General features: G+C 38.4%; 14 protein-coding genes. 3 read left to right on the top strand and 11 right to left on the bottom strand.

The window, feature by feature from the left end:
- Positions 1–71: 71 nt before the first annotated feature.
- Entirely contained in the window at positions 72–740 is a 669-nt protein-coding gene (locus tag RU87_RS05690; RefSeq protein WP_068162280.1) for a DUF6198 family protein, read from the top strand.
- Positions 741–804: 64 nt separating this feature from the next.
- Here the strand turns inward: RU87_RS05690 and purN are convergent, their stop codons facing one another.
- The 5 genes from purN to RU87_RS05665 form a co-directional block, all read right to left on the bottom strand.
- On the bottom strand, positions 805–1,362 hold the full coding sequence (gene purN / locus RU87_RS05685) for a phosphoribosylglycinamide formyltransferase (RefSeq protein ID WP_068162277.1): 558 nt from the start codon (positions 1,360–1,362) through the stop codon (positions 805–807).
- Positions 1,359–2,381: a phosphoribosylformylglycinamidine cyclo-ligase gene (gene purM / locus RU87_RS05680; RefSeq protein ID WP_068162274.1), complete on the bottom strand. Its 1,023-nt coding sequence runs from the start codon at positions 2,379–2,381 to the stop codon at positions 1,359–1,361. The genes purN and purM overlap by 4 nt, the downstream gene beginning before the upstream one ends.
- A 129-nt stretch (positions 2,382–2,510) precedes the next feature.
- On the bottom strand, positions 2,511–2,894 hold the full coding sequence (locus RU87_RS05675; protein ID WP_068162271.1) for a YwiB family protein: 384 nt from the start codon (positions 2,892–2,894) through the stop codon (positions 2,511–2,513).
- Between the two features lie 11 nt (positions 2,895–2,905).
- A complete protein-coding gene (locus RU87_RS05670; RefSeq protein WP_068162266.1) occupies positions 2,906–3,856 on the bottom strand; it encodes an alpha-ketoacid dehydrogenase subunit beta in 951 nt (316 codons plus the stop codon).
- Entirely contained in the window at positions 3,849–4,802 is a 954-nt protein-coding gene (locus RU87_RS05665) for a thiamine pyrophosphate-dependent dehydrogenase E1 component subunit alpha (RefSeq protein WP_068162264.1), read from the bottom strand. Before RU87_RS05665 ends, RU87_RS05670 begins: the two co-directional genes overlap by 8 nt.
- 236 nt (positions 4,803–5,038) lie before the next feature.
- Between RU87_RS05665 and RU87_RS05660 the strand changes: the two genes are divergently transcribed.
- Together RU87_RS05660 and yidA are read left to right on the top strand one after the other, a co-directional pair.
- Positions 5,039–6,367: an HD domain-containing protein gene (locus RU87_RS05660; RefSeq protein ID WP_068162261.1), complete on the top strand. Its 1,329-nt coding sequence runs from the start codon at positions 5,039–5,041 to the stop codon at positions 6,365–6,367.
- Between the two features lie 55 nt (positions 6,368–6,422).
- Positions 6,423–7,229 (top strand): sugar-phosphatase, encoded by an 807-nt coding sequence (gene yidA, locus RU87_RS05655; RefSeq protein WP_068162258.1) that lies wholly within the window; start codon positions 6,423–6,425, stop codon positions 7,227–7,229.
- A 94-nt stretch (positions 7,230–7,323) separates the two neighbouring features.
- On the opposite strand, the gene RU87_RS05650 is transcribed toward yidA, so the two are convergent.
- The 6 genes from RU87_RS05650 to RU87_RS05625 form a co-directional block, all read right to left on the bottom strand.
- Complete coding sequence (locus RU87_RS05650) at positions 7,324–8,097, bottom strand: Nif3-like dinuclear metal center hexameric protein (protein WP_068162255.1); 774 nt, start codon at positions 8,095–8,097, stop codon at positions 7,324–7,326.
- A complete protein-coding gene (locus RU87_RS05645; protein WP_068162253.1) occupies positions 8,084–8,782 on the bottom strand; it encodes a tRNA (adenine(22)-N(1))-methyltransferase in 699 nt (232 codons plus the stop codon). The genes RU87_RS05650 and RU87_RS05645 overlap by 14 nt, the downstream gene beginning before the upstream one ends.
- Positions 8,779–9,423 carry an endonuclease III gene (gene nth / locus RU87_RS05640; RefSeq protein ID WP_068162251.1) on the bottom strand — a complete coding sequence of 215 codons (645 nt, stop codon included), beginning with the start codon at positions 9,421–9,423 and terminating at the stop codon, positions 8,779–8,781. The genes RU87_RS05645 and nth overlap by 4 nt, the downstream gene beginning before the upstream one ends.
- The gene (locus RU87_RS05635; RefSeq protein ID WP_068162249.1) at positions 9,413–10,108 is read right to left on the bottom strand and encodes a DnaD domain-containing protein; all 696 of its coding nucleotides are present in this window, start codon (positions 10,106–10,108) and stop codon (positions 9,413–9,415) included. Before RU87_RS05635 ends, nth begins: the two co-directional genes overlap by 11 nt.
- A 178-nt stretch (positions 10,109–10,286) precedes the next feature.
- Complete coding sequence (locus RU87_RS05630) at positions 10,287–11,144, bottom strand: MurR/RpiR family transcriptional regulator (protein WP_068162244.1); 858 nt, start codon at positions 11,142–11,144, stop codon at positions 10,287–10,289.
- Positions 11,145–11,238: 94 nt separating this feature from the next.
- Positions 11,239–13,191: a glucose PTS transporter subunit IIA gene (locus tag RU87_RS05625; protein WP_082782158.1), complete on the bottom strand. Its 1,953-nt coding sequence runs from the start codon at positions 13,189–13,191 to the stop codon at positions 11,239–11,241.
- Between the last annotated feature and the right edge of the window lie 24 nt (positions 13,192–13,215).

The raw sequence follows: 13,215 nt of genomic DNA, 5'->3' as shown, positions 1-13,215 counted from the left end.
TGTCTTATATTTGTAGCATATATCAACACACAATGATACTATTTAAAGCATCAGTATAGTATAATAGACTCATGTTAGAAACAGAATTCGGGCTTAGAAAGCCAACACTTTATGAGAGTTTTTTTTATTTTTCCCTCTCACTTTTAATTAATGCTATCGGTAACGGCCTGACAGTTGCAACCAATATGGGCTCTAGTATGTGGACAGCATCTGCTGCCAATATTGCCTATGATTTTAATTTCTCAATTTCTTGGGTATTGGTTATTTATGGTGCATCACAAATAGTTCTCAATATATTATTAACCAGATCAATAGATCTACCTAGAATTTTAGGTAATATCATCTTCATCAGTTTTTTTGGACCATTCGTTGGCTTATTTAAACAACTCTTTCTTAATCTAGGATTTGCCAATTTCTCACTTGTGACTAAGATTGTATTTGACATCATTGGTATTTGCTTCATCGCGATTGCCATCTCTATTTATCAACGATTAAATCTCATCTTACATCCTGGAGATGAGATGACCAATATTTTGAGATTCAAATACTTTAATGGTAATGCCAAACTGGCACAGTGGACTAACTTTTCGATTCCTGTACTAGTCATTCTCATCCTCAGTCTGATTTTCAAGCAAATCGTTGCTGTGAATATCGGGACAGCGGTCGCTTTATTTTTCCAAGGCACCCTGATTGCTTATGCTGATAAACGCATCTTTCCAAACTTAAAACATCGACTATAACTAAACAAAACCTCTTGAACATGATGTTCAAGAGGTTTTTAATATTGAAATGGCTAATGTGGTCTTATCCTTCATCGCCTTTTGTCATTAACTGTGATAAGACTTGAGGATAAAGTTGGTACTCCATCTCATGAATCCTAGCCTCAAAAGTAGCTAGCGTATCATCTGCTAAAATTGGAACCCGTTTTTGGGCAATAATCTCGCCAGTATCGACACCTGCATCCACATAATGAATGGTCACACCACTTTCTGATACACCAGCTTGCCAAGCATCTTCAATGCCATGAGCACCCGGGAACTCTGGTAAATAGGCAGGATGAATATTAATGATACGACCTTCATAAGCGCTAAGTAAAGTCTTACTCACAAGTTTCATATAACCTGCCAAGACGATCAAGTCAATCTTAAACTCACTTAATAAAGCCAATAGTGCAGTTTCATAGGCCGCTTTATCATCAAATTCTTTTAACTCAAATGTTTTCGCAGTCACACCAAGTTCACGAGCTCTCTCAAGGACACGTGCGTCACGTTTATCGCAAAAAAGTAACGTTACTGGTATGCCTTGCGTCACTAAGTTTTCAAAATTCGTCCCAGACCCACTCGCAAATACAGCTATTCTCATTTGATGATAACCGCTTGCGACTCACGTTTGACGATTTTACCAATCTCAAAACTTGGCTCATTTAATAATGCTTTAGCTTGCGCTAAATTTTCTGGAGAAATAGCAAGAACCATCCCTAATCCCATGTTGAAAATTTCAAACATTTCTTGGTGAGCAATCTGACCTGTTTTTTCTAGCAAGTCAAAAATAGGTAGGATATTCCATGTCCCTTCAGTGATTTCAGCGGCGAGCTCATCTGAAAACATACGTGGAATATTTTCTATAAATCCACCACCGGTAATATGTGACACACCATTAATCAATCCTGCTTTAATCAATGGTAACAAAGCATTTACATAAATTTTAGTAGGTGTTAGTAGATTATCAATCAGTACTTGATCCTCTAACTCAGCCACCTTAGCTGTCAAATCTGTATCAGCAAATACTTTACGTACCAAAGAAAAGCCATTAGAATGGATCCCAGAAGATGCTAATCCAAGTAGGATATCACCCTCTGCTACTTTTTCACCCGTAATCAAGGCTGACTTTTCAGCAACACCAACTGCAAATCCTGCCACATCATAGTCGTCCTCACCATACATACCAGGCATTTCGGCAGTTTCACCACCAACAAGTGCTGCATTGGCTTGTACACACCCTTCTGCTACACCTGCAACGACTTGCTCCAATTTTTCAGGAATATTTTTACCAGTTGCAATATAATCAAGAAAATATAGTGGTTCAGCACCAGCTGCGATGATATCATTGACACACATGGCTACACAGTCAATCCCAATCGTATCATGCTTATCTGCTTCAATAGCCAGTAAAAGTTTTGTACCAACACCATCTGTTCCAGAAACTAAAACTGGTTCTTTAACGCCAGTCGTCGTCAAGTCAAACATACCACCAAATCCACCTAGTGCACCCATCACACCAAGGCGTTCTGTTCTTTTGACATGTTTTTTGATACGCTCAACAACTTCATAACCTGCTACTACATCAACTCCAGCTTGCGCGTAAGCATTTTTTTCAGACAATCTTGATTCCAACTTTCTTTTAATTAAGGATATTTGATAATAGCCTTTTTTTATAGTATAGGCCTATTTTTGATAAAACCACAAAAAAACCTATCATTTATGATAGGTTTAAACATTAATGTTCGGTTTTTACTCTTCTTCAAAACGAACTGACAAAGCATACTGAGCAATTTTAGTGTCACCTTGAAAGAATTCATAGTCTGTTTTAAAGCCTTCAGGTATCATTTCATGCTTTTTTGTTTTAACATCAAACACTTGTTGCCCAACTGGCGTTGTGATAACGGCCTGAGTTGATACCTTAGGATGGAGTTTTATAAGTGTACTAGGCGTTGAAAACCTAGTAATGGTTAACATCTCATGATCATACTTCATCACAACTTTTTCAGCTAATTCGTTTTGATAAACTAAAAAATGTGACTGATTTTTTTGATAGTAATCACCAGAAAAAGTCTGGTGAATCGTTTCTGTCTGCTGATCGATTGTAATCAAATTTTTAATGGTGATTTGTGTCATTTTATCATCCCTCAACTCAATAAGGTATCAATTGCTTGCATAATATCAGCTTGTGTAGGAATCTGCCCTAACTCTACTGATTTAGCAGCCGAAATAGGCATAAATTTAGCACCTAAACGGCTAATTTTGCCATCAAACCCTGCTTCAATCAACTGAGCAAAAATTTCAGCAGAAATACCAGATTGCTGAGTAGCTTCAGACAAAATCAAGACACGTCCTGTTTTTTTGGCAGATGCAGCTAAGCTATCAATATCAAGCGGAGACAGAGTCACTGGGTCCATAATTTCTATACCGTATGACAAGTGATTGGCAACTTCTTTTGCGACATCTACCATTCGACCAATAGCGATAATCGTTAGATCATCTCCTGACTGCACTTGCTTAGCCACACCTAACGGCACCTCATATAGTTCATCAGGTACTTCCATTGCCGTTTTATATAGCGATTTAGGTTCAAATATAATCACCGGATTATTATTTTTTACCGCTGATACTAGGATACCTTTTGCATCATAGGCATTAGATGGCATGGCTACGATCAAACCCGGCACATGGGTAAACCAGTTTTCAAAACTTTGAGAATGCTGTGCACTTGCGCCTGTACCAGACCCACTTGCTGCTCTGATAACCATCGGGACTGACTGACTACCTTGTGATAAGAAGTGAATTTTAGATGCTTCATTTACAATCTGATCAATCGCAACAGTCAAAAAGTCAGAAAACTGAATCTCAAGAATCGGTCTTTTACCAAGCAAGGCTGACCCTGTTGCAACACCAGTAATCGCAGCTTCTGAAATGGGCGTATCTAACACACGATCTGGAAAGTCTAACACTAATCCTTTTGTCACACCAAATCCACCACCGTAAGTCCCAACATCTTCGCCCAGAATATAAGCTTCTGGTAGTGTACTAAGGATCTGACGTAGTCCATCATTAAGGGCTTCTTGATACGTTTTAATCACTATACACCGCCTTCCAAATATCACTAGGACTTACTGTATCCTCATCTCCTTGGGCTTTCTCTGCTTGTTCTAGCAAAGATTGATAACTTTTTTCGTTAATCAAAGCAATTTCTTCTTCGGATATCTCGTAATCTTGGATCAAGATATCACGTAATTTTTTAATCGGATCTTCCCAATTAAAAAATTCTTCAGGTGTTCTGTACTGTTCGATATCAGAACGTGAATGTCCTTTAAATCGATAAGTCACCGCTTCAAGTAAAACTGGACCATTTTTTACTGATTGACGCGCTTGGGCAAAAATATCATGTACAGCAAAAACATCTTGTCCATCAACTTTGTAAGCAGTCATATCATAATTTTTTGCACGCTCAGCAATACTGCCTGCAATCATCATAGACGCGTCACTTGACATGGCATACTGATTATTTTCAACTACAAAAATAATTGGTAATTGCCAAATACTAGCTAAATTCAAACTTTCGTGAAACGTCCCTTCGTTAGTTGAGCCATCTCCAGAAAAACAGACCACCACATGCTCTGATTTATCCATCTTCAAAGCCTGTGCTAAACCAAGTGCAACGGGATAATTTCCCCCAACAATACCATTTCCTCCGACGTTACCAACAGACATATCACTGATATGCATGGAACCGCCATGTCCGCCATTAGTACCAGTTTGTTTACCAAAAATTTCAGCAAACATTTCATAAGTTGAGGTCCCCTTGGCAATCGCGTGTCCATGGTTGCGATGTGTTGAGAGGATTAAATCTGAGGGTGTCAATAAATCACAAATAGCTGTTGCAATCGCTTCTTGCCCATTATATAGATGTGTTGTCCCATATAATTTTCCTGCACTATTGTTATCATCAATAATATTTTCGAAATCTCGTATGCGTACCATTGTTTTATACCAACTGATCGCACGATCTTTATGTATTTTTTGCATAATACCTTTCCTTAGTTTTTGATTAAGTGAAACTACAATAAAGTAGACATGTAATACTATTATACGCTATTTTTAATGAAAAATATTGCATAACGTCGATTAATTTTATAGTTAAAATTATCAGAACTATCAATTAAACTTAGAGATGTCTGGGTAAGAAACTTGTGCAATTTTTATCAATTTAAGGTATAATTTAAGGTATTATCTCACACGTTTTAACTACTAGAAAGGGTAATATGCCTCAGAAAAAATTAGAAAAAGTTTTTCGTGATCCAGTCCATAATTATATTGCAGTCAGCAATCAAATTATTTATGACTTAATTGGTACCTCAGAGTTCCAAAGGTTACGTCGTATTAAACAACTTGGCACGTCAAGCTACACGTTTCACGGTGCAGAACATAGTCGTTTTACACACTGTCTTGGTGTTTATCATATCGCCAAACAAATCACAGATATGTTCACTAAAAATTATCCTGAGGTATGGAATCCTGAAGAAAACCTCGTCACACAGTGTGCTGCACTACTTCATGACGTTGGTCATGGTGCATTTTCTCATACTTTTGAGGGGATATTTGGTACAGACCATGAAGCAATCACAGTTGAGATCATCACTAACCCCGAAACACAAGTCAATGCAGTATTAAGAAAAGTATCTCCTGACTTCCCTGAAAAAGTAGCGAGTGTGATTACACACGATTATGACAATCAGCAGGTCGTCCAACTTATTTCTAGTCAAATAGATGCTGATAGAATGGACTATCTATTACGTGATTCTTATTACACAGGTGCTACCTATGGTGAATTTGACTTGACACGTATTATGCGCGTCATCACACCAGTCGAAAATGGTATTGCATTTAAAATCCAAGGCATGCATGCTGTTGAGGACTATATCGTAAGTCGCTATCAAATGTATATGCAAGTCTACTTCCATCCAGCCAGTCGGGCTATGGAGGTATTGTTACATCAATTATTAAAACGTGCAAAAGTCCTTTATCCAACGCAAAAAGATTACTTTAATGTGACAAGTCCGAGACTCATTCCTTTCTTTGAAAAAAATTTCAATCTATCGGATTATTTACATCTTGATGATGGTGTTTTAACCACTTACTTTCAAAACTGGCAGACACATCCAGATCCTATTCTTTCAGACTTAAGTAACTCATTTGTTAATCGGAAACTTGCAAAATCTGTTAAGTATGACCATAAAGATGAAGCTGATTTGTCTATATTACGTGATATTATTGAAAAAATAGGCTTTGATCCAGAGTATTATACTGCCATACATTCAAACTTTGATCTCCCTTATGATTTATATCGTCCTGAGATTAAGGCACCAAGAACTCAGATCGAAATTATGCAAAAAGATGGCACCTTAACAGAGTTATCAGAGCTATCTAGTTTGGTCAAATCATTGACTGGTACGACGCATGGAAATAGTCGCTTTTATTTCCCTAGAGAAATCCTTAACCCACAGACACTATTTAAAGCTGAACAAGAAGCATTTGTCAGCTATATCAACAATGACCAATTTTTAGGAAAGAAAGGACTTGAGTCTAACTAACGATCATGGGGGGCGCCTGAGCTGCTCATTATCGTTAACTTAGGTTAATTAAATTATGTCTATTAAACTTATTGCTATCGATATCGATGGCACACTACTCAATAACAATCGTGAAATTACACCTGAAGTCTTCGAGGCCATCCAAAAAGCCAAAGCGGCTGGTGTCAAAATTGTGATTGCAACTGGTCGTCCCTTACTGGGTGTCAAACCAATTCTAGCGGCATTAAAGTTACTCGATGCGGGGGATTATGTGATCACTTATAATGGTGCACTTGTCCAAGCAACTGATACAGGTGAGGCTTTCATCGATGAACCACTCACCTATGATGATTATCTTGATATCGAGATGGAAAGTAGACGACTAAATACGCCACTTCACTCTATCACCATGTCAACAATTTATACACATAATAGAAATATCAGCAAATACTCAGTTAATGAAGCTTATATTACTGGCTTACCATTAAAGTATCGTACTGCTGAAGAAATGGCAAAGCATGAACTCGTGAAGATGATGTATATTGACGAGCCTGAAAAACTAGATCAAACAATTCAAAACCTCCCTAAACGTTTTTGGGATCGCTATAACATCGTAAAATCTACGCCGTTTTATCTTGAGATACTCAATAAAAATGCCAGTAAAGGCTTAGCTGTTCAACATTTAGCTAAAAAACTAGGGATCACACATGAAGAGACGATGGCGATTGGTGATGAAGAAAACGATCGTTCGATGCTTGAAGCTGTCGGTAATCCAGTCGTTATGGAAAATGGTAACCCTGAACTTAAGAAAATTGCCAAATACATTACCAAATCAAACGAAGCATCTGGTGTTGCACATGCCATCAACGAATGGGTACTCTAAACTACAAGGGTATCATGAATGTTTAACGTCAACTAAAAACCGTCTCTCTGATATGCAAGAGAACGGTTTTTTTATGGTCATTAACTGTTTAAGGTCATGATTTGATAATAAACGGATTCGTTAGAGCTTCACTTTCAATAATGGTCACATCTGACTTAAACTCACGAAGGACTCGGGCAACATGTTTAATAAACAATACCTCTATATGATGTCCCGGATCTATCGCGAGCAGACCTTCAGACAACATATCATGTGCAGTATGATAATAGATATCACCAGTCACATAAACATCAGCGCCTTTGGCGATAGCATCTGGATAAAATTTACCACCACTACCACCACAAATCGCAACACGAGTAATATTTTGAGAAAGTGTTTGATCATAGGATACAACCGTCAAGCCAGATAAGTCAAATCTAGTTTTCAGTTTTTCAGAAAACTCTGCCAGTGTTTGAGGAACGATATTCCCGACTCTACCAAGACCAAAATCTGTCAAGTCTTCTACCTCTGTTATATCTAAGAGGTCGCAAAAATAGTCATTAAGACCATCTGCAACAATATCAATATTTGTATGACTCGTATAGACAGCTATGTTCGCACGAGCTAAGGCTAATACTATTTTTTGCTGCGTATCTTGGTCGCATAGATTATCTAGAGCTCTAAAAATAACCGGATGCTTGGCAATGATGACATCTACCTGTTTATCGATAGCTTCTTGAACAGTTTGCTCACGGATATCCAGTGCCACCATTACCGTTTTTATCTCTTTATCAAGTGTCCCTATCTGCAAACCAACTGGGTCACCCTCCATCGCTAAAGCCTTAGGACAGTATGCTTCATACTGCTTAAAAAATTCACTTGCTAGCATGTAATACCTCTTTTATCTTGGCAATTCTTGCTTCAAATTCCTGACGTTTATCAGGAGATGATTCTGGTATTTTAGCTAAAATAGCTTGGTTAGCCTTTAATTCTGATTGCCATTTATGATTAAAAATTGTCGATTTTTCTGTCATCAGTATCGGTCCAAAAACGAGCTCATCTTGTGACAGTTGATACGATGCGTGACAAGGCTGTGCGACAATAATTTCATAAATCTTATCATTTTCTGACATGATCTTCTCGTGGCTAATCTTAAACTGATGATCTTGTAACCACTGTCTTAGCGTACGTTCACCATTATTGGGTTGCAAAATTAAGGTAGAAATATCCGTGAGTTTCTCTAAATCAGCGTCTAAAATATCAGCTATCAGATGACCACCCATCCCACAAATCGTGATCGTATCCACGTCATCTATCTTAGGATCGAATGCTTTTAAGCCATTAGCCAATCTCACTGTAATATCATTTTCTAACCCAAAAGATAAGACATTATGTTTAGCACTATTGTAGGGACCCTGCACCACTTCACCTGCGATTGCATGCTTAATTTTTCCCATCTGAGTTAAGGCAATTGGTAAATAGGCATGATCACTGCCTATGTCGAGTAAGCTAGCATCATTTGGTACAAACTCACCTACGAGTTGTAGGCGTTTTGATAATTTGTCATTGGTCATTTTGAACTTATTTTTCCTCCGAAATGGCAATAGGGTAATACAGGACAAGCGGCACATTTTGGTGCGCGTGCTGTACAGTGGTATCGACCGAAAAAGATGAGCCTATGGTGCGTGACAATCCACTCAGACTCTGGAACAACTTTCATCAGTTTTTCTTCTACTTCTGTCACTGTTGCTGACTGTTTCACTAACTGTAAACGTTTTGAAATACGCTCCACATGCGTGTCAACCGCGATACCTGGTATACCAAAAGCATCACCAAGTACAACATTAGCAGTCTTACGGCCAACACCTGGCAACGTTTGTAATAACTGCTTATCACGCGGGATCTCTCCACCAAACTCTTCTTCTATCATCATGGCCGTTTTGATGATATTTTTGGCTTTACTGCGATACAATCCGATTGTTTTGATCAAAGCCTCAACTTCAGAAAGGTTGGCTTGTGCTAACTGCTTACTATCTGGATAAGCAGCAAAAAGCGCAGGTGTTGCTTTATTCACGCCTTTATCTGTTGCTTGAGCTGACAAAATAACAGCAATCAACAGCTGAAAAGGCGTCTTTGCATCTAACTCACCGTGTGCTTCTGGAAACATCTCTCCTATGATATCAAGTACTGCTAAGAACCGTTTTTTACTCAGCATTATCATACCCCCACATCTTTCTCAAACTATCTACAGAGTTAAAGTAGTCTTCTGAAAGTGGTGTCTGTGAGGTTTGTTGGCTAGACTTAAAGAGGTCTTTTTCCTCTTTATGTATCTCAATATCACGCGCCGTCACGATCCCATCACTGCGCCAATTTCTTAAGATAGCACGAATATATGGCAAAGATACTTTACGGTTCAATGCTGCCTCACGCAAGGCTTGTAAGATAAGAGAGACCTCAAACTTATCCTCTACCAGCCACTTCTGCAACTCTTCGATATTAATTGGTGTTAGCCCACCTGGCATTTCTGGCTCAAAAGCTGCGATTAAGCGTGAAATATCAGAGACCTCTTCAGCAGCTTCGCTAGATATACTACCTGATTCATCACTAAGTAGCATATCTAATTTAGCAAAAGCAGGTCTTGTATCAAAACGCATGACACCAGTCTCTTCATCAAACTCGGCAACTAAAACATTTGCATCTGCTAGTGTTGTAATCATCTGATTCACATCTGCTGTGGTTAGGTTTAACGCTGCTGCAACTTGGCTAGGTGCAAGTAATTCATCGCTATAAAAATACAGCCAAACATTAAAACTAGCAGCTGAGGGAAAAATTGTTAATAGATGAGTCAATATCGCTTGTGGCAAGACGATATTTTGTTTAAATTGATCATAATAAGTCATAGCTCTAGTTTAACATATTTCATAACGTTCGTCTTGGCTAGCATACCTTTAAAAGTCATTATTGTAACCAATTTATTATCGACATATCATCATCATAACACCTAGATATACTACAAAAAAAAGCTCAATTTTTTTACAAACTTGAGCTTTTTACTGACTGTTTTATCTATGAATCGACCTACTTTTGTTGGTCTTGTAATAATTCAACCGCTTGTCTTGTAATTTGTAGTTTCTCATAACTTTGATCAAAATGTTCTGACAAGTACAGATAAAAAAGAATATCGACAACATAGAGTTGCGCCATAAGATCCATGGTTGCCGCAGTTCTCATCTGAAAATTCTCTCCAGATATGGAGTGCAAGATATGTGTTGCAAGCTTGCCTAGGTTTGAGTCTTCCTTAGCAGTAATCGCAACAATCGGCACTTGTAGTTGCTTAGAAACAAACCCAATATCAACAACTTCTTTTGTGTTACCGTTCATTGAAATACCAATAAAAAGTGCGCGCTCTTTTTCTACTGATAAGTCTACTACTAGAAGATGAGGATCTTGTATAAATAGAACTTGTTTACCAATTCTGCTAAATTTTTGAGACAGATCTTGGGCAACTATAGCCGAAGCACCTATTCCATACACATAAATAATTTCCGCCTGCTCCATACAAGATGCTACAGTAAGCAATGTTTTATCTGATAAAGCAGTATTGGTTGTTTCAACCATTTGATTCATACGTACTTTCAACTTCTTCTTAATTGATGATGGCGTTTCGCTATCACTCACTTCTTCAAAATAGTCCTTGTTATCGACATGCATCGCATAAGCAATGCTCAATTTTTGTTTGAATTGTGAAAAACCATCGTAACCAAGTGTCCTAGAAAATCTAACTAATGATGCAGATGAACTGCCAATAGCCTGTGATGCTTCTTGTACACTTTTTTCTAAAAGAAGTTCGCCAGATTCAAAAATATAATCGGCTATCCTTTTTTCCACAGTAGTGAATGTTGTATATTTTTCCCTAATGAGTAGTAAAGTATCCATGCCTTCTCCAATTTTTTAGAAACTAACGAAATACCTATGATTCCATCTTCTTCATTATAACAAAGAGGTTAGTATAAACCAACCTCTTTGTTGTTTAACGCTCGATAGTCAGAAGCAAATCACCTTGTTTGATTTCATGATGTGCTGCTGTACTCACTTTTTTATAATCACCTGTATTGGTAATCACTACTGGTGTGATTGTAGAAAAACCTGCTGCCTTTAATTTGTCCAAATCAACACGGGCAATCAGCATCCCTTTTGTCACACGATCATTTTGTTGAACAAAGTTTTCAAAGCCATCTCCATTTAAGGATACAGTATCCATTCCGATGTGAATTAAAATTTCTACACCTTCATCACTCGTGATACCAATCGCATGTTTTGTTGGAAATACACTGCTGACTGTACCATCAACAGGTGAGACAACTTGACCACTTGTTGGCTCAATCGCAATGCCATCGCCTAACATACCGCTAGAAAATACTTCATCCTCAATTTCAGAAAGTGTTTTCACCTGTCCAGTTAGGGGTGAGCTGATAGTAGCTGTTTCGAACTCAGCTGTTGGTGCGACGTGTAATGTTGGTTGGATCGTTTCCACCTCAACAGTTTCTCCATAATGATCAGCTTTTTCTTTAATATCTTTTGGAATTCCAAACGCATAAGTTGCGATAAATCCACCGATATAAGCACCTAGTAATCCAAGAAGGTATACCCACCATTTACCATGTGCGATTAACGGTAACAAAGCTGCACCTGATGGACCAATGGCAATTGAGCCAACATGACCAAATCCTCCGATAATTGCCCCACCGATACCACCACCGATACAAGCTGTTACAAACGGACGACCTAAGGGTAAGGTAACCCCATAAATCAAAGGCTCACCAATTCCTAAAATACCAACTGGCAGTGCACCTTTGACGCGTGCCACAAATTCTTTATCTTTTCTTAAGCGAATCCAGAGTGCAATTGCTGCACCTACTTGACCACCACCAGCCATTGCAAGAATAGGTAATAGTTGAGTAGAGCCTGTTTTAGCAATCATCTCGAGATGGATAGGGGTTAGGATTTGATGTAAGCCAAACATAACCATAGGCAAGAACAAAGCACCTAAAACAAAACCAGAGAAGCCACCACCAATTTGGAGTACCGTATTAATGGCACCAACAAGACTTGTTGAGATTACACCTGCGATCGGCATGATCAAAAAGATTTCTATTGTCCCAATCACTAGTAAAGCAAGCGTTGGTGTCACGATAATATCTATAGCATCTGGAATAACTTTGCGGAGTTGTTTCTCTACGATAGACAATAACCATACCGCAAAGATGACACCAATAATCCCACCTTGACCAGCTGCAAGTGCTGAGCCGTTAAAAATATTTTTGAGTGGTGCTTCAGGATTCATACCAGTTAACAAGGATACTGCACCAATTACCCCACCAAGGGCAGGAGTTGCGCCGAATTCTTGGGCTGCATTCATCCCAACATATAGTGCAAGATAATAGAAGATACCTGCTTGAATAATTTTAAGCACCGTAATAAACTGCATCCAAGTCCCAGCGTCCAAGGTACCTGATGTCACCAGATTCCCTAAAACTGAAGCTAGTCCACCAATCAACCCGGCACCAACGAATGCTGGAATTAAGGGAACAAAAATTTTAGAAATTGTATTTAATATCGCTTTAAACTTAGAGGGTTTATTGTACTTTTCTTTTGCTTGGGCTTTTGTCTGAGCCATCAAGTCATCTATCGATTGCTCACCAGCATGGGGGAAAGTTTCTCCTAGCCTAACGCCGACTGTCTCAACCATTTTTTGTGCCACTTTATTGACAGTTCCAGGCCCAACAACAACTTGGAGCGTTTCATCTTCTACCACGCCCATGACGCCATCGATCGCTTTCAAGCCTTCAAAATTCACTTTTGAATCATCAATAATCGTCATTCTGACACGTGTCATACAATGAATTAATTTATTGACATTTTCTGTACCGCCTACATTTTCATAGATTTCTCTTGAAATACGACTAATTTTTTCTTCTGCCATCTGTCCCTCTCCTATCTTTTATTA

Source organism: Pseudolactococcus plantarum (assembly GCF_002441715.1).
GTDB classification, from domain to species: Bacteria; Bacillota; Bacilli; order Lactobacillales; family Streptococcaceae; genus Pseudolactococcus; species Pseudolactococcus plantarum.
The sequence above is the reverse complement of the archived record's forward strand: the minus strand, read 5'-3'. Positions and strand labels throughout refer to the sequence as shown.